Origin of the sequence: Streptosporangium roseum DSM 43021, assembly GCF_000024865.1 — a bacterium.
Taxonomy (GTDB): Bacteria; Actinomycetota; Actinomycetes; order Streptosporangiales; family Streptosporangiaceae; genus Streptosporangium; species Streptosporangium roseum.
On sequence record NC_013595.1, the window covers coordinates 7,998,613 to 8,019,535 of the forward strand.

General features: G+C 72.7%; 23 protein-coding genes and 1 tRNA gene. 5 read left to right on the top strand and 19 right to left on the bottom strand.

Annotation, left to right across the window (positions count from 1 at the left end):
* Window positions 1-4: 4 nt before the first annotated feature.
* From SROS_RS53475 to SROS_RS34940, 3 genes are read right to left on the bottom strand one after another with little or no spacing between them, the layout of a single operon-like run.
* Window positions 5-703 carry an SRPBCC family protein gene (locus tag SROS_RS53475; protein ID WP_012893667.1) on the bottom strand — a complete coding sequence of 233 codons (699 nt, stop codon included), beginning with the start codon at window positions 701-703 and terminating at the stop codon, window positions 5-7.
* 60 nt (window positions 704-763) lie between these two features.
* Window positions 764-1,144, bottom strand: coding sequence for a hypothetical protein (locus SROS_RS34935; RefSeq protein WP_012893668.1), 381 nt, complete (start codon window positions 1,142-1,144; stop codon window positions 764-766).
* A complete protein-coding gene (locus tag SROS_RS34940) occupies window positions 1,141-1,503 on the bottom strand; it encodes a hypothetical protein (protein ID WP_012893669.1) in 363 nt (120 codons plus the stop codon). Before SROS_RS34940 ends, SROS_RS34935 begins: the two co-directional genes overlap by 4 nt.
* An 86-nt stretch (window positions 1,504-1,589) precedes the next feature.
* On the opposite strand from SROS_RS34940, the gene SROS_RS34945 reads away from it, so the two are divergent.
* Entirely contained in the window at window positions 1,590-2,087 is a 498-nt protein-coding gene (locus SROS_RS34945; RefSeq protein ID WP_012893670.1) for a 2-thiouracil desulfurase family protein, read from the top strand.
* A 217-nt stretch (window positions 2,088-2,304) separates the two neighbouring features.
* Here the strand turns inward: SROS_RS34945 and SROS_RS51385 are convergent, their stop codons facing one another.
* The gene (locus tag SROS_RS51385) at window positions 2,305-2,976 is read right to left on the bottom strand and encodes a hypothetical protein (RefSeq protein WP_169369447.1); all 672 of its coding nucleotides are present in this window, start codon (window positions 2,974-2,976) and stop codon (window positions 2,305-2,307) included.
* Window positions 2,977-3,026: 50 nt separating this feature from the next.
* On the opposite strand from SROS_RS51385, the gene SROS_RS34955 reads away from it, so the two are divergent.
* A complete protein-coding gene (locus tag SROS_RS34955; protein ID WP_012893672.1) occupies window positions 3,027-3,704 on the top strand; it encodes a response regulator transcription factor in 678 nt (225 codons plus the stop codon).
* A complete protein-coding gene (locus SROS_RS34960) occupies window positions 3,701-5,041 on the top strand; it encodes a sensor histidine kinase (RefSeq protein WP_012893673.1) in 1,341 nt (446 codons plus the stop codon). Before SROS_RS34955 ends, SROS_RS34960 begins: the two co-directional genes overlap by 4 nt.
* A gap of 13 nt (window positions 5,042-5,054) precedes the next feature.
* Here the strand turns inward: SROS_RS34960 and SROS_RS34965 are convergent, their stop codons facing one another.
* A complete protein-coding gene (locus SROS_RS34965) occupies window positions 5,055-5,504 on the bottom strand; it encodes a hypothetical protein (protein ID WP_012893674.1) in 450 nt (149 codons plus the stop codon).
* Between the two features lie 63 nt (window positions 5,505-5,567).
* Between SROS_RS34965 and SROS_RS34970 the strand changes: the two genes are divergently transcribed.
* Entirely contained in the window at window positions 5,568-6,548 is a 981-nt protein-coding gene (locus SROS_RS34970) for a helix-turn-helix transcriptional regulator (RefSeq protein ID WP_012893675.1), read from the top strand.
* Window positions 6,549-6,661: 113 nt separating this feature from the next.
* Here the strand turns inward: SROS_RS34970 and SROS_RS34975 are convergent, their stop codons facing one another.
* The 5 genes from SROS_RS34975 to nadD form a co-directional block, all read right to left on the bottom strand.
* Window positions 6,662-9,832 carry an AfsR/SARP family transcriptional regulator gene (locus SROS_RS34975; RefSeq protein WP_012893676.1) on the bottom strand — a complete coding sequence of 1,057 codons (3,171 nt, stop codon included), beginning with the start codon at window positions 9,830-9,832 and terminating at the stop codon, window positions 6,662-6,664.
* 117 nt (window positions 9,833-9,949) lie between these two features.
* Window positions 9,950-10,022 (bottom strand) — tRNA-Ala (locus SROS_RS34980).
* Window positions 10,023-10,146: 124 nt separating this feature from the next.
* A complete protein-coding gene (locus tag SROS_RS34985; protein WP_012893677.1) occupies window positions 10,147-10,779 on the bottom strand; it encodes a histidine phosphatase family protein in 633 nt (210 codons plus the stop codon).
* Window positions 10,776-11,183, bottom strand: a complete 408-nt coding sequence (rsfS, locus tag SROS_RS34990; protein WP_012893678.1) for a ribosome silencing factor — start codon at window positions 11,181-11,183, stop codon at window positions 10,776-10,778. The genes SROS_RS34985 and rsfS overlap by 4 nt, the downstream gene beginning before the upstream one ends.
* 136 nt (window positions 11,184-11,319) lie before the next feature.
* Window positions 11,320-11,940 carry a nicotinate-nucleotide adenylyltransferase gene (gene nadD, locus SROS_RS34995; protein ID WP_012893679.1) on the bottom strand — a complete coding sequence of 207 codons (621 nt, stop codon included), beginning with the start codon at window positions 11,938-11,940 and terminating at the stop codon, window positions 11,320-11,322.
* Window positions 11,941-12,014: 74 nt separating this feature from the next.
* Here nadD and SROS_RS35000 point away from each other — a divergent pair, with 74 nt between their 5' ends.
* Window positions 12,015-13,040 (top strand): M48 family metallopeptidase, encoded by a 1,026-nt coding sequence (locus SROS_RS35000; protein WP_012893680.1) that lies wholly within the window; start codon window positions 12,015-12,017, stop codon window positions 13,038-13,040.
* A gap of 125 nt (window positions 13,041-13,165) precedes the next feature.
* Here the strand turns inward: SROS_RS35000 and SROS_RS35005 are convergent, their stop codons facing one another.
* From SROS_RS35005 to rplU, 9 genes are all read right to left on the bottom strand, one after another.
* Window positions 13,166-14,950, bottom strand: coding sequence for a serine/threonine-protein kinase (locus SROS_RS35005; RefSeq protein WP_012893681.1), 1,785 nt, complete (start codon window positions 14,948-14,950; stop codon window positions 13,166-13,168).
* A 152-nt stretch (window positions 14,951-15,102) separates the two neighbouring features.
* Window positions 15,103-15,753, bottom strand: a complete 651-nt coding sequence (locus SROS_RS52430; protein ID WP_012893682.1) for a DoxX family protein — start codon at window positions 15,751-15,753, stop codon at window positions 15,103-15,105.
* Entirely contained in the window at window positions 15,750-15,941 is a 192-nt protein-coding gene (locus SROS_RS35015; protein ID WP_012893683.1) for a hypothetical protein, read from the bottom strand. Before SROS_RS35015 ends, SROS_RS52430 begins: the two co-directional genes overlap by 4 nt.
* A gap of 112 nt (window positions 15,942-16,053) precedes the next feature.
* Window positions 16,054-16,386 (bottom strand): hypothetical protein, encoded by a 333-nt coding sequence (locus tag SROS_RS50210; protein ID WP_148269297.1) that lies wholly within the window; start codon window positions 16,384-16,386, stop codon window positions 16,054-16,056.
* Window positions 16,365-17,654, bottom strand: coding sequence for a glutamate-5-semialdehyde dehydrogenase (locus SROS_RS35025; protein ID WP_012893684.1), 1,290 nt, complete (start codon window positions 17,652-17,654; stop codon window positions 16,365-16,367). The genes SROS_RS50210 and SROS_RS35025 overlap by 22 nt, the downstream gene beginning before the upstream one ends.
* 17 nt (window positions 17,655-17,671) lie before the next feature.
* Window positions 17,672-18,796 carry a glutamate 5-kinase gene (proB, locus tag SROS_RS35030; RefSeq protein WP_012893685.1) on the bottom strand — a complete coding sequence of 375 codons (1,125 nt, stop codon included), beginning with the start codon at window positions 18,794-18,796 and terminating at the stop codon, window positions 17,672-17,674.
* 74 nt (window positions 18,797-18,870) lie between these two features.
* The gene (gene obgE, locus SROS_RS35035; RefSeq protein WP_012893686.1) at window positions 18,871-20,223 is read right to left on the bottom strand and encodes a GTPase ObgE; all 1,353 of its coding nucleotides are present in this window, start codon (window positions 20,221-20,223) and stop codon (window positions 18,871-18,873) included.
* Between the two features lie 104 nt (window positions 20,224-20,327).
* Entirely contained in the window at window positions 20,328-20,585 is a 258-nt protein-coding gene (gene rpmA, locus SROS_RS35040) for a 50S ribosomal protein L27 (RefSeq protein WP_012893687.1), read from the bottom strand.
* A 19-nt stretch (window positions 20,586-20,604) separates the two neighbouring features.
* Entirely contained in the window at window positions 20,605-20,907 is a 303-nt protein-coding gene (gene rplU, locus SROS_RS35045) for a 50S ribosomal protein L21 (RefSeq protein WP_012893688.1), read from the bottom strand.
* Window positions 20,908-20,923: the final 16 nt, after the last annotated feature.

Genomic DNA, 20,923 nt, shown 5'->3' on the forward strand with positions numbered 1-20,923 from the left:
ACTCTCAGATACGCGGTCCGGGAGCCGGCGGCGGCTCCTCGCCCGGCCGGCGCCCGGCAGGCGGCAGGGGGCCGCTGCCCGGCGGGGGGAGCGGGGACTCCGGCGGGTACTCACCGCCGACGGTGCGCGGGGGTGCCGGCTGGTCGAAGCCGTAGCCGCCTGCCGGGCCGCCGGTGGGACGGTCCTCCAGGTCCAGGCCTCCGCCGCCGCCGCCGGTGCCCGGCCCGTAGTCACCCGTGCCGTGGTCCTGCGGGCCGGGCACGTCCCCGCGCCAGGCGCCGGTCTCGCCGCCGCGTGCCTCGATGAACGTCTTGAACCGCTCCAGGTCGCCGCGGACGCGCAGGCGGACGATCTGCAGCCAGTCACCGACGGTCTCGACGAAGCCCTCCGGGTCGTACTCCATCTGGAGCGTGACCCGCGTGGTCTCCGGGTTGAGGTGGTGGAAGGTCACCACGCCGGCCTGGTGCGGGCGGTCGACGGACTTCCAGGCGACCCGCTCGTCGGGGTGCTGCTCGGTGATGTCGGCTTCGAACTCGCGGCGGACCCCCGCGATCTCGACGACCCACGCCGTACGGGTGTCGCTCAGTTGCTTGACCGACTCGACGCCTTCCATGAACTCGGGAAAGCTCTCGAACTGGGTCCACTGGTTGTAGGCCGTCCGGATCGGGACGTTCACATCGACGGACTGTTCGATCGTGCTCACAACTCTGCCTCCCTCTTGTGGGTTCGGGGAGCAGACCTGCCCGAGGGGGTCGGGCCCTAACTACCTGCGGCGCAAAAGCCAGTAAAGGCCGAGGATCGGAAGCAGGAGCGGGATGAACACGTAGCCGCTGCCGTAGCCGGACCAGACCGTGGCGCGCGGGAACGCCTCGGGGTCCGCCATGCTCAGGGTGCCGACGATGAGCACCCCCGCCAGCTCGATGCCGCAGGCGGCCAGCGCCAGCCGCCGGTCGCCCCGGGCCAGCGCCACGGTGAGCACGACGTAGACCGCCGCGGCGAAGGCCGACAGCGAGTAGGCCAGCGGGGCCTCGTCGAAGCGCGTCGCGATCTGCACGGCGGCACGCGCCCCCGCGGCCAGGGCGAACACCCCGTAGACCGCCACCAGCGCACGCCCCGGCCCGCTGCCGATGGCCGGGTCGCTCATGCCGTCCCCTGCCAGATCTGCAGCAGCCGCCCGACCATGGCGCAGATCGCGAAGGCCGCCACCGCGATCACGGCCGGCCCCCACCGCGAGCGCTCGCCGATCCCCCAGAAGGCCGCGATCGGCGGGATCACCAGGGTGCCCGCGAGATAGCCGATGAGGGTCGCCGTCTCGTCCGGGCCCTCGCCCCGGACCATGCCGGCGATCGCGAACCCCGCCTGGACGAGCAGGCCGACCTCCAGCACCCCGAGCGCGACGAGAAGAACGGTCCCCATGGGCTTGTCGCGCGCGGTGGTCACGAGGCTGAACGCCACGATCACCAGCGACAGCACGATCACGCCGGCCGCGAGCGAGCCGATCATCGGTACATCACAGGGGCAAGGGACATGAGCAGTAGGGTACTGCCCGGCCCCGCCGCCCTCCCCGCCGCGCCGCATAGGCTGGAGCCGTGGAGAGGATCCTGGTCAGCGCCTGCCTGATGGGGCGGAAGGTCCGTTACGACGGAGCCGCCAAGACGAGCGGTGACGCGCTGCTGGCCACCTGGCGGGAGGAGGGACGGCTGGTCCCGTTCTGCCCGGAGGTCGAGGGCGGGCTGCCCGTCCCCCGCCCGGCCGCCGAGATCGAGGGCGGCGCCGGGGGCGCGGCGGTGCTCGCGGGGGCCGCCCGGGTGCTGGCCACCGACGGGAGCGACGTCACGCGGGAGTTCCTGGCCGGAGCCCACGCGGCCCTGGCCGCCGCCCGTTCCTGCGGTGCCAGGGTGGCGATCCTGAAGGAGGGCAGCCCCTCCTGCGGCAGCCTGGCCGTCTACGACGGCACCTTCCGCGGCCGCCGCCTGCCCGGCAGCGGCGTCACCACCGCCCTGCTCGAACTGCACGGCATCGCGGTGTTCGCCGAGGACCGCGTCGCCGACGCCGGAGTACGGCTGCGCGAGCTGGAGGAGGCTTAGGGCCTGTCCCGCGTTCCCGATGGCCGGTGGACGGACAGCCGGCGTCGACGTACCGGGTGCCGAGGTCGGTGAGCGCGCCGACGGCGTGGTGGCGCCCCTCCTCGCCCGGCAGGGACCTGACGATGCCCGCGTCGGCCCTTGAGCCGCCGGCCCACCCGGCCCTGTGCGCGAACGTGACCTGCGCCTGCCCGTCGCGGGGCCGTACGTCCCGGCCGAACTAGTACTCCCAGGTGTCGGTCCGCTTCTCCGCGCCGATGCAGAAGACCGCCGAGCCGTGCTCGTCCCGGACCAGGTCCACCCGGATCCAGCCGAGGGCCCGGGACACCTTCGCCTCGAAACCCGCGTTGGGCGCGGCGGCGACCAGGCGGCAGGCGCCGCTCTCGACAGCGAACGAGACCGAGCCACCCTTGACGTTCACGACCCGGACGTTGTCGTCGGAAACCGCCGCGGCGGAGGGGCCGGGCATGGCGGCCGGTCCGGTCGGCGCGGGCGCGGGCGCGGGCGCGGGAACGGTCGTGAACGGCCGCGGTTCGGCGGTCGCCGGGTCCTTCGAGCGCACCGGAATGTGGACGGGCTGCCGCGGGGCGCGTGTGGCCCTGGGCCGGGAGCTGTTCCGCACGGGCTCGGACGGGGTGACGCGGGAGGTGGGGGCGGACCTGTCCGGGGTCGCCGAGACGGTGGGCGTGCCGACGACGGGCACCGGCCCGGTGGGCGCCCCCGAGGGGAGCGGCGCGGCCCCCGTCCGGCTGATCGCGGCGTTGATCGGCTCGATCCTCGCGTCGTCGAAGACCTCTCTGTGCAGCACGTCGCTGACGCCGAACCAGGCGACCGAGATCGCCAGCACCGTGGCTCCACACCACACCGCTATGAAACCGAGCGTTTGCCGCATGCGGTGAATTATTACCTCACATGTCTCTTTGTTCACTACGGTTACGTCGCATGGCGACGGTTCTGGTGGTGGAAGACGACGACTACGTACGTTCCGCGATCATCCAGGAACTGAGCAGGCGCCAGCACGTCGTGCGCAGCGCGGGACGTGCCCTCGACGCGTTGCGGGAGATCGCCCAGAACCCCCCGGACGCGGTGATCCTCGATCTCGGCCTGCCCGACCTGGACGGGTCCGAGGTCCTGAAGATGGTCCGCAGCATCTCCAGCGTCCCGGTCATCGTGGCCACGGCCCGGGACAACGAGGCCGAGATCGTCCGCCTGCTGGAGGCCGGCGCGGACGACTACCTGGTCAAGCCGTTCTCCGGCGACCACCTGAACGCCCGGCTGGACGCCGTGCTGCGCCGGGCCCGGGCCGCACCCCCGCCCTCGGTGCTGCGCATCGGCGGGCTCACGGTGGATCTCAACCGGCGGGAGGCCGCCGTGGACGGCGTGCCGCTCACGCTGACCCGGCGGGAGTTCGACCTGCTGGCCTACCTCGCCGCCCGCGCCGAGCGGGTCGTCTCCCGCAAGGAGCTGCTTACCGAGGTCTGGCAGCAGTCCTACGGCGACGACCAGACCATCGACGTCCACCTGTCGTGGCTGCGGCGCAAGCTCGGCGAGAGCGCCTCCGCCCCCCGTTACCTGCACACCGTGCGCGGCGTCGGCGTCATGTTGATCACTCCCCTGTGAGGCGGACCCTGGCCCTGCTCGCCGTCGCCGGGGCCTCGATGATCGCCCTTGCCTTCCTGATCCCGCTCGGGCTCATCGTCAAGGAGATCGCCCACGGCCGGGCCATGGCCGAAGCCGAGCGGCAGGCGTCGGCACTGGTCCCGGTGCTGGCCATCACCGTGGATCCGGCCCGCCTGACCCACGCGCTGGTCAGCACCGGGGCGGGAGACCGGATCGCGGTCCACCTCCCGGACGGCGGCTCGGTGGGCACCGTACGGGCGCCCGGCGAGAGCGTGGCCACGGCCTCCCGGCTGAGCCGGGCCGTGACCGGGAGGACCGAGACCGGCTACCTCCTGCTCCGCCCGGTCGTCCTGGACGGCGGGCGGACGGTGGTCATCGAGATCTTCGTACCCGCCCAGGACCTCACCCGGGGCGTCACCAAATCATGGGCGGTGCTCACCGGGGTCGCGGTGGTGCTCGTCGCCGGCTCGGTGCTGGTCGCCGACCGGCTGGGGATGCGGGTGGTGCGCTCGACCCAGCGCCTGGGCCGGGCCGCCGGCGCCCTGGGCGCCGGAGACCTCAGCGTCCGCATCGAGCCCGAGGGGCCACCCGAGCTGGTCTCCGCCGGAGAGGCGTTCAACACCATGGCCGACAGGGTCGTCCAGCTCCTCGCCGCCGAGCGGGAGATGGCCGCCGACCTGTCCCACCGGCTGCGGACCCCGCTCACCGCACTCCGGCTCAGCCTGGACAACCTGGGCCCGGAGGCCGAGCAGAGCCGCCAGGCCCTGGCCCGCCTGGAGTCCGAGGTGGACCAGATCATCGCGGCCGCCCGCCAGCCCTCCCGCGCCCCGAAGTCCGTCTCCTGCGACGCCGCACACGTGCTGCGCGAGCGGCTGGCCTTCTGGTCCGCCCTGGCCGAGGACCAGCGGCGCCCGTGCGAGCTGGTCGGCGCGTCGGATCCGGTCCCGGTCCCGGTCGCGGCCACCGAGCTCAGCGCCGTGGTGGACGCGCTGCTCGGCAACGTCTTCCGGCACACTCCCGAGGGCACGGCGTTCACGGTGACCCTGCACCAGGGCTCCGGCACGGTGGGCCTGCTGATCGCCGACGCGGGGCCGGGCATCCCCGACCCCGAGACGGCTCTGCGGCGCGGGGCCAGCGGCTCGGGTTCCACCGGCCTCGGCCTCGACATCGCCCGCCAGCTCGCCGAGTCGTCCGGCGGCACGCTGCGGATCGACTCCTCCTCCTTGGGCGGGGCCAGCGTGCAGCTCTGGTTCCGTACCGACCAGCGCGAGCGCACCCCGCGCGGGACCCGGCGGCTGGTCGGCAAGGGCTGGCCGCGCAGGGGCGCGGCACGCTGAGGCCTCCGCGTGCCTACGCCCTGGACAGCTCCATGATCCAGTTGGTCTCCCAGGTCTTCGCACCGTCGACGGAGAAGGCCTGCTCCCAGCGGGCGGAGTCAGGCGTGATCTCCGACCAGACGAACCGGGCCCTGACGGGGGTGCCCTCGTGGGCGTCGTCGCCGTAGAACTCCCCGCGCCCGTCGACGAAACGGCCCACGACCGGCGGGAACAGGGTGCCGGTCCGGCTGCTGGCCCAGTAGAGCGACCACTCCTCCCGCTCGACGTCGAACAGCCGCAGGGTGAATCCGGAGAACCCCTTGGTCGGGAAGGTGATCTCGTCGACGTTGGCCGCGCCGCCGAAGACGGGCCGGGCGACGGACGTGGCGGGGAACTCGTCCCATTCGCTGCTACCGGTCAGGGGGCTGACAAGCCGGCGGTTGGTCACGGTCCAGGCGCCGAAGAGGAAGTCGAAGTCGTTCATGCCTGAACGCTAGGCGGAGGTCACTGACACCTACTGTCAGCGTTTTTCGGAATAATTCAGATTGTGCGTGCGAGCCGGCTCCTCTCCCTCCTGATGCTGCTGCAGACGCGGGGCAGGATGACCGCCCGGGAGCTGGCGGCCGAGCTGGAGGTCTCGGTCCGGACCGTCTACCGGGACGTGGAGGCGCTCCACGCGGCCGGCGTCCCCCTGTACGGCGACGCCGGCCCCTCGGGCGGCTACCGGCTGCTCGACGGCTACCGCACCCGGCTCACCGGCCTGACCCCGGGCGAGGCGGAGTCGCTGTTCCTGGCGGGGATGCCGGGAGCCGCCGCCGAGCTGGGCCTGGGGGCGGTGGTGGCGGCCGCCCAGCTCAAACTCATGGCCGCCCTCCCGGCTGAGCTGCGGGACCGGGCCGGGCGGATCCGCGAGCGTTTCCACCTCGACGCCCCCACCTGGTACCACGGCGCCGACGAGACCCCGCACCTGGCGGCGGCCGCGGGGGCGGTGTGGGACGAGCGCCGGCTGGAGATCCGCTACCGCCGCTGGAAGGCCCCCCAGGAGGTGGTCCGCACGCTGGAGCCGTACGGGCTGGTGCTGAAGGCGGGCCGTTGGTACCTCATCGCCCGCGGCGGCCGGCACATCCGCACCTACCGGGTCTCCCAGATCCTGGAGCTGCGCGCGCTCCCGCAGTCCTTCGAGCGGCCCGCCGACTTCGACCTCGCCGCCCACTGGAACGGCGCCCTGGAGGAGTTCGAGGCCCGGCTCCACCGGGGGGAGGCCGTCATCCGGCTCTCGCCGCACGGGATGGAGCGCCTGCCCGACATGGGCCGCCCGGCCCTCCTCCGGGCGGCCGAGGCCACCGCGGAACCTCCCGGCCCGGACGGCTGGACGCGGGTCACGGTCCCCGTCGAGTCGCACCGGCACGCCCTGAGCGAATTCCTGCGGTTCGGCCTGGACCTGGAGGTCGTCGCCCCCGCCGAGCTCCGCGACCTCATGGCGGAGACCGCCAGGTCCCTGGCGCGGCGTTACGAAACACCCGGATGAGCCCCGTGACCGCCCGAGCGGCCCTCTCCGGCGGCACGGACCTGCCCCTCGGACAGACGACCCCGGGCAGACGACCTCGGGCAGACGACCTCGGGCAGACGAGAGGAAGAGCGTCAGGCCACCGGAGCCCCGGCCAGCGCCAGCGCCTCCTCCCTGGTCAGGGACACCCCCCGCCCGTAGGCCTTCTCGTAGCCCTCGTCGCCGAGCGCCTCCCGTGCGGCGGTCTTCAACCGGGCGACGTCGGCGTCCCCGGCGACCGCCGTCCCGCGTACCGCCGTACCGGCGCCCAGCAGCAGCGCGGCCCGCTCACCGTCGTCCTCCAGCAGCGCGACCCCGGACAGCATCTCGGTCACCAGCGCGACCGTGGTCATGTTGCGCTGGCTGGACGCCACGGCCAGCGCCCGCCGGTACCAGGCCAGGGCCGTGGGGGCGTCGCCTCCGGCCTCCGCGGTCAGGCCGAGCTCGATCATGATGTGGGTGCGGCTCTCCTCGGCGCCGAACCACCCGGCCGGGCACTCGGCCAGCGCCGCCTCCGACAGCCTCCTGGCCTCGCCCGGCTCACCCCGTAGCCGGGCGACGCGGCCCAGCATCTGGTCGGCCCTGGCGAGGATCTCCGACGCCCCCGTCCGGCGGGCGAGCACGGCCGCCCGCTCGGCGTCGCGGCGCGCTCCCTCAAGGTCGCCCACACCCGTCCGCACACCCGCGCGCTGGCACAGCCGCTCGGCGATGTCCTCGTCCGCGCCGAGCTCGCGCGCCAGCTCCAGCGCCTCGTCACACAGCGCCGAGGCCCGCGCGGAGTCACCCCGCCACTCGGCGAGCTTGACCAGCTCGCCCAGAGTCAGCGCCAGCCCCCACCGCTCCCCTATCGCGCGGAAACCGGCCAGCCCGGCGGCCAGATCGCGTTCGGCCTCGTCCATCCGTCCGGCGTACAGCCTCATGAGCCCCTCGCCGACGAGCCTGAGCGCCTGACTCCACGGATCGGCCCCCAGCAGCCTGCGCCGGTGCTCGGCGAGACCGGGGGACGCCTCGTCGGGGATCCCCGCCACCATCCCCCACATCATGGTGAGGAAGGGACGCCGGAGCGGCCGCCCGCTCCCGACCATCGCCTCGACGGCGTTCTCCAGATGGACGCCGAACTCGCTGTGGGATCCGCCCGGCACGATGCTCAGGACGCACAGCGCGTACTCCTCCTCCAGCCCGTCCGGCGGCCGGGTGCCGATCGCCCTGATGAGCTCCTGGGCACGCGTGGCCCCCTCGGTGCGCAGCCCGCGCAGCCACCAGTAGAGCGTCAGGGGGGCGAGCAGCCGGAGCCCCCGCTCCACGTCGAGGGTGTCCACCGCCCGGCGGAGCGCGACGTGCAGGTTGTCGCGCTCGGCGTCCAGCGACGCGAGCCACTCCAGCTGGCCGGCGGTGAGCAGGCGCGGCTCGGCGGCCAGCAGCAGGTCGAGGAAGTGGTCGGCGTGCGAGCGGCGGAACCGCTCCACCTCCCCCGCCTCGGCCAGCCGCTCGGCGCAGAACGCCCGGATCGTGTTGAGCATGCGATAGCGGGCCCCGGAGACCTCGATGAGGGACTTGTCCACCAGCCCGGTCAGCAGCTCGACCACCTCGTCGTCGGGCAGCCCGCACACCGCCGCGATCGCCTCCAGGCCGGCCCCTCCGGAGAAGACTGTCAGCCGCCGGGCCAGCGTCCGCTCGGTCTCGTCGAGCAGCTCCCAGCTCCACTCCACCACCGCGCGCAGCGTGCGGTGCCTCGGCTGCGCGGTACGGCTGCCGCGCGACAGCAGCCGGAACCTGTCGTCCAGCCTGGCGGCCACCTCGGCCACCGGCAGCGACCGCAGCCGCGCCGCGGCCAGCTCGATCGCCAGCGGCTGCCCGTCGAGGGCCCGGCAGATCCGCAGGACGGCCTCGACGCTCGCCCCGTCGACGGTGAATCCCGGAAGCACGGCCACCGCCCGGTCCGCGAAGAGCCGGACCGCCGGATAGCCGAGCGTCTGCGGCGCCGGCGTGCCCGGAGGCGGCACCGCGAGCGAGGGGAGCGGGCACAGGCTCTCGCCGGTGATGCCCAGCGCCTCCCGGCTGGTGGCCAGGACCCGCAGCCGGGGACAGGCGCCGAGCAGGCGCCCGGCCAGCCCGGCGGCGGCCTCCACCAGGTGCTCGCAGTTGTCGAGGACGAGCAGGACCTGCCGGCCGGCGAGCGCGGCGATCATCCGTTCGACGGAGTCGGCCGGCGGCCGGTCGGGCACCGGCGTGAGCCCGCTCTCGCGGAGCCCCAGCACGCCGAACACCGCCTGGGCCACCTCGTCCCCCTCCCCCAGCGGCGCGAGGTCGGCGAAGTAGACCTCACCCGGCTGCCGCGCCGCCGCCTCCACGGCCAGCCGGGTCTTGCCCGCTCCCCCCGGCCCGGTGAGGGTGACCAGACGCCCCTCCTCCAGGAGCGCGGCGACCCGCGCCATCTCCCGCTCCCGTCCCACGAAGCTGGTGAGCTGGGCCGGGAGCGCCTGCCGTACGGCCGGGGCGTCCGGCTGAGGGGCGGCCGGGGCGGTGGGAAACGGTTCGCCCCGCAGCACGGCCAGATGCGTCGCGGCCAGCTCGGCCGTGGGCTCGGCCCCGAGCTCCTCGGCGAGGGTCCGCCGGGCCTCCTCGTAGGCGGCCAGCGCCTCGGCCTGCCGCCCGCTGCCGTACAGCGCGCGGATGAGCTGTCCTCGCAGCCCCTCCCGGAGAGGGTGGGCGGCCACCAGGTCCCGCAGCTCCGCCACCAGCGTCCGGTGCGCGCCCGCCGCCAGCTCGGCCTCGACGCGCTCCTCGACGACCGCCAGGCGCATCTCCTCCAGGCGCGTGGCCTGGGCGCGCACGGACGGCGCGTCCCCCGCGTCAGGCAGCGCCGGCCCACGCCAGAGGGCCAGTGCCTCGCGCAGGAGGGTGACGGCGCGCGGCCGGTCACCGGCGGCCAGGGCCCGGCGCCCCTCCAGCGCCAGCCGCTCGAACCGGTGCGCGTCGACGTCCTCCGGCCGCACCGCCAGCCGGTAGCCCGCCGGGTGGAACTCCACCGCGCCGCCGCGCCCCAGCAGCCGGCGGAGCCGGGAGACCTGGGACTGGAGCGCGTTGGCGGCGTTGCCCGGCGGTTCCTCGCCGTAGAGACCGTCGATCAGCCGTTCGGCGGTGACCACCCGCCCGGCGTCGAACGCCAGCATCGCGAGCAGCGCCCGCACCTGTGTGCCACCCACGGCGATCGGGTCGCCCGCGGTGTCCCGCACCTCCATCGCGCCGAGCACGCCGACCCACATGGCACCGATTATCGTGCGTGGCGGGTCATCCCGCGCGGCGGGCACCGGCCGGTGGCCGGAACGACGAAAGCCGCCCTCGACCGGCGCTTTCACACCGGTCGAGGGCGGCTGATGCTGTGGAGCTATGGGGATTCGAACCCCAGACCTCCTCCATGCCATGGAGGCGCGCTACCAGCTGCGCCATAGCCCCTGGTCACCGCTCCGAGTGCTCTCGTTGCGGCGCTTCGGAAGCATATAGGGAGACCCGTACGTTCACCTAATCGACGGCCGTACGGCTCGCGCCCGCCATTTTCGGGCGCAAGCCGTACCACGGATCAGTCTTGCGTGACCTCGGGACTGTCGTCGCTCTGGATCGGCTCGGGCAGGGTTCCCGCGTTGTGCTCGAGCAGGCGCCAGCCCTTGCGCCCCTCCTCCAGCACCGACCACGAGCAGTTGCCCAGGCCGCCGAGGGCGGACCAGAGCTCCGGCGGCAGACCCAGCAGCCTGGAGACGCCGAGCCGGATCGCCGCCCCGTGGGAGGCGATCACCAGCAGGCCGTCGGAGTCGAGCTCGGCCGCCCAGCGGCGGATCGACGCCGACACCCTTTCCGCGACGTCGGCGACCTCCTCGCCGCCGGGGGCGTTCCAGGCGGCGTACTCACGGGGCCAGCCGGCGAAGATCTCATCGCGGGTGAGCCCCTCCCACTCGCCCCCGCCACGCTCGCGCAGGTCCTTGTCCACGGCCACGTCCAGGCCGGTGACCCGGCCCAGTGCCGAGGCGGTGGTCAGGGCCCGCTGAAGGTCCGAAGAGACGATCATGTCGGGGCGGAGGGAGGCGAGCAACGAGGCGGCGCGGGCCGCCTGCGCCACGCCGGTCTCGTCCAGCGGTATGTCGCTGTGGCCCTGGAAACGGTGTTCGGCGTTCCAGAGCGTCTGGCCATGCCTCAGACAGACGACACGGCGACTCACTCAGTTACCGCCTCGCGGGCTCGCTGGGCGGCTGCCTGCCGCACGCTGTCCGGCAGGGCGATGGAGGGGCAGTCCTTCCACAGGCGCTCGAGCGCGTAGAAGGTGCGGTCCTCCTCGTGCTGGACATGGACGACGATGTCGATGTAGTCCAGGAGAACCCAGCGGCCCTCACGCTCGCCTTCACGGCGGACGGGCTTGGCGTCGGCCTCGATCCGCAGCCGGTCTTCGATTTCGTCGACGATGGCACGGACCTGACGGTCGTTGGTGGCGGAGCAGAGCAGGAACGCGTCGGTGATGACGAGCTGCTCGCTCACGTCGTAGGCGAGGATGTCATCGGCCAGCTTGTCTGCCGCGGCCTCGGCGGCGAGCCTCACGAGCTGGACGGATCTGTCGGTTGCGGTCACGGTGTCGGTTAGTCCTCCTGTAGTCGGCGCTGTCACCTATCAGGGTGCCCGATCGGGCGCTCGTTGAAGAGACGCCATAGGTACAACGCCTGTCGTGTGCACCCGATTCCGTGCCGCAGACGAGTCGGCGGTCCGATCAGGGGCTCACGTAGCGGTAGAGACCACGCTTGTTGATGTATTGAACGATACCGTCCGGCACGAGATACCAGATGGGCTGTCCCGAGGCGACCCGCTCCCGGCACTCCGAGGACGAGATGGACAGCGCCGGGATCTCCACCAGGCTGACCTTTCCCTTCGGCAGCCCCGGGTCGTGCAGGATGTGGCCGGGCCGGGTGGCGCCGACGAAGTGGGCGATGGTGAACAGCTCCTCGACGTCACGCCAGCTCAGGATCTGGGCGAGGGCGTCGGCTCCGGTGATGAAGTACAGCTCGACGTCCGGGCCCCAGGCGGCGGCGATCTCCCGCAGCGTGTCGATGGTGAAGGTCGGGCCGGGACGGTCGATGTCCACCCGGCTCACCGAGAATCTCGGGTTGGAGGCGGTCGCGATGACCGTCATCAGATAGCGGTCCTCAGGTGCGGAGACCGTCTTGTCGGCCTTCTGCCATGGACGCCCGGTCGGGACGAAGACCACCTCGTCGAGGTCGAAGTGGTGGGCGACCTCGCTGGCGGCGACCAGGTGACCATGGTGGATCGGGTCGAAGGTGCCGCCCATGACGCCCAGACGTCGCTTCCCCTGGCCGGTAGGCGCGTTCATCATGCAACGGACCATACGCGTAAGCCATGCACGGCTTTTAGTCACCCCCCGCGCGTGCCAGGCGCCTCCGACGTAGCATGCCGGACATGACCACCACCCCGGATCGCAACCGCGTGCAGCTTCCCGGAATCAGCTCGCGTGCCTACGAACATCCCGCTGACCGGTCCGCGCTGGTCGCTCTGCGCTCGCTCAGCGGGTTCGACACGGTGCTCAAGCAGATGTCCGGACTGGTCAGCGAGCGCCGCCTGCGCCTGATCTACCTCGCCTCGGCCGTACGCACCAGCGACACCCAGTTCCGCGCGCTGCACGACATGGGCCGTGACGCCGCCTACACACTCGACCTTCACCGCATCCCCGAGGTCTACGTCCAGCAGAGCCCGCTGGTCCAGGCCAAGGCGATCGGCTTCGACGACCCGTTCATCGTCGTCAGCACCGGCCTGCTCGACCTGATGGACGAGGAGGAGCAGCGCTTCGTCATCGGCCACGAGACCGCGCACATCCTCTCCGGCCACGCGGTCTACCGCACCATGCTGGACATCCTCACCCGCCTGGCCACCCGGGTCGCCTGGATCCCGCTCGGCTACATCGGCCTGCGCGCGATCGTCGCCGGCCTGGAGGAGTGGCACCGCAAGTCCGAGCTCTCCGCCGACCGTGGCGGCCTGCTCTGCGGCCAGGACACCGACGCCGCGCTGCGCGCGTTGATGAAGCTCGCCGGCGGATCGCGCCTGCACGAGATGAACATCGAGGCGTTCCTCGACCAGGCACGCGAGTACGACACGGCGGGCGACGTCCGTGACGGCCTGCTCAAGGTCCTCAACCTGCTCGGCACCACCCACCCCTTCGCGGTCTCCCGGGTCGCCGAGCTGGACAAGTGGCGCCGCGGCGGCGAGTACGAAACGATCATCGGCGGCGAATACCCCCGCCGGGCCGACGACTCCAACGCCAGGATCTCCGAAGAGATCAAGGCCGCCGCCCGCTCCTACCGCGAGTCCTGGTCGCAGTCCCAGGACCCCTTCATCGGCGTCCTGCGTGACGTGGCCGAGGGCGCGGTCAACGCCGGAGAGCGCATCTTCAACCGCTTCTCCCGCCGCGACGGCAACTAGGCGGAACCCGGGAAAAGGTCCAGAAGCCCATCTTCTGGACCTTCCTGCCAGCAGATCCGTCCCGCCCCCCCACCCGCGGATCCGCCGACGGAGACCACCGGTCCACCGGCGGGGAACCCCCGCCCTCAGACCAGCAGGGCGATCGCCCGCACGGCCGCCGCGCACACGGCGACGAACCCGCCCAGTACGGCCAGCGCCCGCAGGCCCTCCTTGCGGAGTTCGGGGATCACGGAGCTGATCCGCTCGACCTCGCGGCCGATGATCCCCCCGCAGACCACGCCGAACACGATGCCGGCGACCGCGACGGGAGCGGGGCGCAGCCACCACTCCGGCGGCAGCGAGGCGCCGAGGACCAGCCACAGCACGAGGCCCGCGAGGGCCGCGGCGGGCAGCCCCGGCCAGGCCAGCGCGGTCACCAGCGACACCACGAACGTCGGCGGGAAGCCCACGACCCGCAGGACGCCCCGGACCCTGGCCGACTTGCGCTTCCTGACCAGCCAGCGCCCGGCCCAGATCGTGCGGGCCAGGACGGCGAAGAGCCCGGTGACGGCGAAGGTGGCCAGCGGCCAGATCACCGTGGCCACCACGCACGGTACGGCCAGCACGGCCAGCAGGAGCAGCGCGCCGTTCCCCGCGGGCAACGGCCCCGCCCTGCCGCCGGTCGCGCCCTCCGAGCCCTGCGCGCCGTCCGCCTGCCGTCCCTTGCGCGTCCCCCGGACGGGTTTGCCTCCCGTCCCCCCGGACGCCGTCCGGCCCCCCCGGGATGTCTCGCCCGCCCCGGAGGGCGGACGCCCGCCACGGGTCGCTCCGTCCCCGCCCGCGACCGGACGGGCGGCACGTGCGGCCCCGTCCGCTCCGGCGGCCGGTCGGCCCGTCCGCGACGGCTCGCCGGTGACGGCGGCCGGACGGCCCGCGCGCGGAGTCCCCTCCCCGCCCGCGGCCGGCCGTGCCCCGCGATCGGACTCGCCCGCCCGGGGTGCCGCCCGGCCGCTCCGCACGGGTTCCTCCGCCTTGGCCCCGGACCTGACCCGCGGCTCCGGCTTCCTCGGCGGGATGACGCCGGTCTTCTCCCCGCCCTGCCTGACCGCCTTCGACGGCGCACGCTCGGGCGAGGTGACACGGGCGAGACGGGCCAGACGGGCGGCGAGAAGGGCCGCGGTGGGGCGTTTCGCCGCCTCGCGGTGGAGGGCGGCCCGGATCAGGGGGAGCAGCGCCGCGGGGATGCCCGCGAGGTCGGCCTGGCCGTTGAGGATGGCGTACATCTGTGACTCGACCGTGCCCCGACCGAAGGTGGGGCGTCCGGTCGCGGCGAAGGCCACCGTGGCCGCCCAGGCGTGCACGTCGGCGGGCTCGCCCACGGGCTCGTCCACGAACAGCTCCGGGGCGGCGTAGCTCGGGGTGCCGAGGAAGGTGCCGGTCAGGGTGAGCCGGGTGGCGTCCAGGACCTGGGCGATGCCGAAGTCGATCAGGACGGGCTCGTCCTCGGCGTTGACGAGCACGTTGGCGGGCTTGAGGTCGCGGTGGACGACCCCCGCCGCGTGGATGATCGACAGTGCGGCGGCCAGGCCCTGGGCGAGGGTGACCAGGCTGCTCCCCTTGAGCGGGCCGCTGCGCCGTACCCGATCGAGGAGGGTGTCTCCCTCGATGTGCTCCATGACCAGATAGGGCCGCTCGCAGGCGAGGTCGGCGTCGACGACACGGGCGACGTAGGGGCTCTCGACCCGGCGGAGGGCGCGGACCTCGCGCTCGAGTCGTATTCTGGCCTCCGAGTCGGCGTCGACGATCTCGTGGAGCATCTTGAGCGCGACGCTCTCGCCCCGGCGGTTGGTGGCGCGGTAGACCTCGCCCATGCCACCCCGGCCAAGGCGTTCCGCCAGCGTGTAGGGGCCGACGCGCCCGGGACGACCCACGTGACCTCCTGCATCGGCCACATGGGTCCAAGACCGCTGTGCCTATCGGGTCGCCCGCTTCCGCGCGCTTCCCTGCCCTCCAGCCATAGGAGACAACACCATAGCGGGCAGGTGTGACGAATGTCCGGAGGCGCGCCGTACCCGCTGGAAGATCAGCGTGGCGGGGGCTCGGCGTCCGGTGGCTCGGTACGGGGGCCGGACGGTGGGGCCGGCGGTCCTGGCCGCTCCGTGGCCGGCGGCTGCGGTTGCTCCGCCGTAGGCGGTGGCTGCGGTCGCTCCGTGGGCGGCTGTTGCGGCGGCTGCGGGCGCTCCGTGGCCGGCGAGATCCGCGGCAGGGGCTCGGCCGCGATCGGCGGGACGTACGCCGGAGGGTGCTCGGTCTCCCGGAGGCGATCCCTGCGGCGGCCGAAGATCAGGTGGTCCAGGCTGAACCGGCCCGCTCCCCCGGCGGCCAGCAGCAGCGCGGCCGAGCCCAGGGCCCCCACCAGCTCGAACCCCCCCTCCGACACGAAAACGCCCTTGCCCATGTGCGCGAAGATGAACGCGCCGAGCATGTCCACGGCGATCAGGAAACCGACGAGCGGGGTCAGCAGGCCCAGGAGGAGCAGGATTCCCCCGCCGAGCTCGACGAGTATGGCGAACGTCGCGGCCACGCGGGGCATGGGAACACCCATCGTGGCGAACCCGGCGGTCGTGGCGTCGATGCCCCCGCTGCTGAGCTTCTGCCATCCGTGGGCGATGAAGACCACGCCGAGGACCAACCGCGCGATCAGCGCGGCCAGGTCGTACAGGAGCCGTCTCATGTCTGGTGCGCGGGCTCGTGCGCCGAGTTCATCAGCAGGCTGTCCAGCTCGGCCGTGGGCTCGGCCGAGAGGTTCCGGCGGGCGGTGCGCCGCCAGTTCACATGTCCCCGGCGCTCCAGCCACAGCATCATCCGGTCGAGACCGGACAACACCAGGACGACAAACAGGAACGCAACTACGATTTCCATGAAGTCCAGTCAAACCACAAGCAGTCGCGATTACATGGAGCGACACGCCACTACATTGAGTGACGACAGGGGCGCTGGACCAGGCCGCCGGCGAAACGCCGGAGCACCGGCCTCACCAACGCCCCCGCCCAGGCGGCCGCCCTCGGACCGCGACCTCCCTGACCACGTGCTCGCGGCTGATCGCCTGGGTCTTCTGCCGGTCGGGCCGGTCCACCAGCGGGCGCAGGCCGGCGTAGACGCCGAGCACGACCTCGGGGACCAGCGGCTCGCGCAGCCGGTGGTTGGCCTGCTCCAGCGGGTAGCGGACGTCGGCGCCGGTGGTCTCGCACGGGAATGCCCTCCCGCGGCCCGCAGGCGGAGTGCCGGGGCGTCGGAGACGACCACCCGTTCCCGGGTTTCCCGGGTGACCCTCCGGCCCGTCTCCTACTCGGCGCCGGCCGCGCACGAGGCGATGACCGTGCCCGCGCCGGTGCGCAGATGCCCCTCGCCGGTGTAGACCCACTTGGTGGAGGTCAGCTCGGGCAGGCCCATGGGGCCGCGCGCGTGCAGCTTCTGGGTGGAGATGCCGATCTCCGCGCCGAAGCCGAACTCGCCGCCGTCGGTGAACCTGGTCGAGGCGTTGACCGCCACGGCCGCGGAGTCGACCAGGGCGACGAACCTGCGGGACGCGCTGACGGAGCGGGTGACGATCGCGTCGGTGTGGCCCGAGCCGTACTTCCTGATGTGCGCGACCGCATCCTCCAGCGAATCGACCACGGCGGCGGCGATGTCCAGCGAGAGATACTCGACGCTGAAGTCCTCCTCGCCGGCCGGCACCACGTCACCGTAGGCCGCGATCCGGTCGTCGCCGTGCACCGTCACGCCCTCCGCGGCCAGCGCGGCCAGCGCGCGCGGCACGAAGGTGTCGGCCACGGCCGCGTGGACCAGGAACGTCTCCGCGGCGTTGCACACCGAGGGGCGCTGCACCTTGGAGTTGAGCAGGATCTCGACCGCCAGGTCCTGGTCGGCGTCGGCGTCGACGTAGACGTGGCAGTTGCCCACGCCGGTCTCGATGACCGGGACCGTCGACTCCTCCACCACCGAGTTGATCAGCGAGGCCCCGCCGCGCGGGATCAGCACGTCCACCAGCCCGCGGGCCCGCATGAGCTCCTTGACCGAGTCACGGGTCAGGCCGGGGACCAGTTGCACGGCTCCCGCCGGGACCTCGGTGCCCGCCAGCGCGTCCTGCATGATCCTGACGAGGACCGTGTTCGACTCGTAGGCGCTGGAGGAGCCGCGCAGCAGGGTGGCGTTGCCGCTCTTCAGGCAGAGCGCGGCGGCGTCCACGGTCACGTTGGGACGGCCCTCGTAGATGATGCCGATCACACCGAGCGGCACCCGGAGCTGGCGCAGCTCCAGCCCGTTGGGCAGCGTGTTGCCCCTGATCACCTCACCCACCGGGTCGGGCAGGTCGGCGACCTGTCGGACCGCCTCCGCGACGGCCTCGACCCGGGCCACGTCGAGCCGGAGCCGGTCGATCATGTATTCGGAGAGGCCGCCCTCCCGGGCCCTCTCCACGTCGAGCGCGTTGGCCGCGACGATCTCGGCGGCCCGGGACACCAGCGCGTCGGCGATCACGCGGAGCGCGGCGTCCTTCGGTGCCCGCGGCAGCGGGGCCAGCTCGGCGGCGGCCTCTTTAGCCGCCAGGGCTACCTTCAGGAAGTCCTCGGACATCTCGCGCTCCCATGGAACTAGTGGTGGGACTCCAGTATGACGATGTCGTCACGGTGGATCAGCTCGCGTTCATATTCCGGACCGAGGCTGGTGGCCAGCTCGCGGGTGGAACGGCCGAGCAGACCGGGGATCTCCACCGCGTCGAAGTTGACCAGTCCCCGGGCGACCACCCGGCCCAGCGGTCCGCACAGGTCCACCGGGTCCCCGGCGGCGAAGTCCCCCTCCACAGCGGTGACCCCGGCGGGCAGCAGCGACTTGCGGCGGCCCACCACGGCCTCGACCGCACCGGGATCCAGGTGGAGCCGCCCGCGGCCGGTGGTGGCGTGGGCCAGCCAGAGCAGGCGGGTGCCGGGGTGGCGGCCGTCCGGATGGAAGCAGGTGCCGATGTCGACACCCGCGAGGGCCTGGGCGGCGTGCGCGGCGGCGGTCAGGACCACGGGCACGCCGGCTCCGGTGGCGATCCTGGCCGCCTGCACCTTGGTGACCATTCCGCCGGTGCCGACCGCGCCGCCCTTGCCGAGCTCGACCCCCACCAGGTCCTCCGGGCCGCGCACGTCGCCGAGCCTGCGGGCGCCGGGACGGCGGGGATCGCCGTCGTAGAGGGCGTCCACGTCGGACAGGAGCACCAGCGCGTCGGCACGGGTCAGGTGCGCCACCAGGGCGGCGAGCCGGTCGTTGTCACCGAAGCGGATCTCGTCGGTGGCCACGGTGTCGTTCTCGTTGACCACCGGGACGATGCCCAGCTCCAGCAGCCGGCCCAGCGTGCGCTGGGCGTTGACGTGGTGCGAGCGGCGCATCATGTCGTCGGCGGTCAGCAGCACCTGGCCCACGCGCAGGCCGTACCGGGCGAAGGAGGAGGTGTATCGGGCGACCAGCACCCCCTGGCCGACCGAGGCGGCGGCCTGCTGGGTGGCGAGGTCACGCGGCCGGCTGGACAGGCCCAGCGGGCCGAGGCCGGCCGCGATCGCGCCGGAGGAGACCAGCACGATCTGCGTGCCGGTCCCGCGCCGGGCGGCGAGCACGTCGACCAGAGCGTCCACCCGGTCGACGTCGATCATCCCCTGCGCGGTGGTGAGCGAGGACGAACCCACCTTCACGACCAGACGTGAGGCCGTACGGATCCGATCGCGCACAGAGTCCATGACACGCACAGAGTCCACGACACGCACCTTTCGCGGGAGCCATGATTTCGCAGGGGCTTGCAGGGGAGAGCAGGTTATCCGAGCCGGTTGTCCGTGCCGCGCGGCCCCTGGTGGACGGCCTCCGCGTTGAGCGTCGGCTGCCAGTCGAAGATGTAGCCGTTCTCCATGGAACCGATGATCACCTCGGCCCCGGCCGTGGCCCCGGCCTTGGTGAGCTCCTCCTCGACACCGAGCCGCTCCAGCCGGTCGGCCAGGTAGCCGACGGCCTCGTCGTTGGTGAAGTCGGTCTGGCGGATCCACCGCTCCGGCTTGACCCCGGTGACCTGGAAGGTGTTGTCGTCGACCCTGCGCACGGTGAAGCCGGTGTCGCCGAGCTGCTTGGGCTTGATGACCAGGCGGGTCGGCTCGACCACGGGCGCGGCGGCCCGGGCGGCGGCGACCATCTCACCCATGGCGTAGGTCAGTTCCTTGAGGCCCTCGTGGGTGGCCGCGGAGATCGAGAAGACCCGCAGGCCCCGCTCCTCCAGCATCGGCCGGACGATGTCGGCCAGCTCGCGGGCGTCGGGCACGTCAGCCTTGTTGAGCACCGCCAGACGGGGACGGTCCTCCAGCTTGCCGTACGCCTTCAGCTCGGCCTCGATGGCCTCGTAGTCGCTGATCGGGTCGCGGCCGGGCTCCATGGTGGCGCAGTCGATCACGTGGACGAGCGTGTTGCACCGCTCGACGTGGCGCAGGAACTCGTGTCCCAGCCCCTTGCCCTCCGATGCGCCCGGGATGAGGCCGGGCACGTCGGCGACGGTGAAGATGGTGTCGCCCGCGGTCACCACGCCGAGGTTGGGCACCAGGGTGGTGAACGGGTAGTCGGCGATCTTCGGCCGGGCCGCGGAGAGGGCGGCGATGAGGGAGGACTTGCCCGCGCTCGGGAAGCCCACCAGCGCCACGTCCGCGACGCTCTTCATCTCCAGCATCACGTCGAGCTCGTCGCCGGGCTCGCCGAGCAGCGCGAAGCCGGGGGCCTTGCGCTTGGCCGAGGCCAGGGCCGCGTTGCCGAGCCCGCCGTGGCCGCCCTCGGCGAGCACGTAGCGGGTGCCGGCGCCGACCAGGTCGATCAGGACCTCACCGCTGACGGCGTCCTTGACCACGGTGCCGTCGGGCACCGCGAGGATGATGTCGCCGCCGTTGGCGCCGTCGCGGTTGGCGCCCGAGCCCTGCCGGCCGTTGTCGGCCTTGCGGTGCGGGCGGCGGTGGTACTCCAGCAGCGTGGCGGTGTTGGGGTCGACCTCCAGGATCACGTCGCCGCCGCGGCCGCCGTTGCCTCCGTCGGGGCCGCCCAGCGGCTTGAACTTCTCCCGATGCACAGAGGCGCAGCCATGTCCCCCGTCACCGGCCTTGATGTGCAGGACCACCTGGTCCACAAAGTCCGGCATGTCTGCCCTCCTACCCCATCTGCGGGCATACCCGCTTACAACACCAACAGGGGTGGACCGCTGTATGCGATCCACCCCTGCCGTTAACGTCTGTCGGTGCGGATCTACTCCGCGACCGGGACGATGCTCACCGCGCGGCGACCGCGCTTGACACCGAACTGCACGTGACCGGCGGCCAGCGCGAACAGCGTGTCATCGCCACCGCGTCCGACGTTGTCGCCCGGGTGGAAGTGGGTGCCACGCTGACGGACGATGATCTCGCCGGCGTTGACCAGCTGACCGCCGAAGCGCTTCACACCGAGCCGCTGGGCGTTGGAGTCACGGCCGTTCCGAGTGGACGACGCGCCCTTCTTGTGTGCCATCTCGCAAAACTCCCGAAACTCAGGCCTGGTTGATGCCGGTGATCTTCACCTGCGTGTAACGCTGGCGGTGACCCTGGCGCTTCTTGTAGCCGCTCTTGTTCTTGTACTTCAGGATCCGGATCTTCGGACCCTTGGTCTCACCGAGAATCTCGGCGGCGACCAGGAACTTGCCCGTCTCGGTGGTCACGTCGCCATCGTTGACGACGAGCACCGTCGGCAGCGAAACCGTGGAACCGACCTCGCCGGCGACCTTGTCCACCTCGAGGACGTCACCGACGGAGACCTTCTGCTGCCTGCCGCCGCAACGAACGATCGCGTACACCGCGGAACCCTTCTTC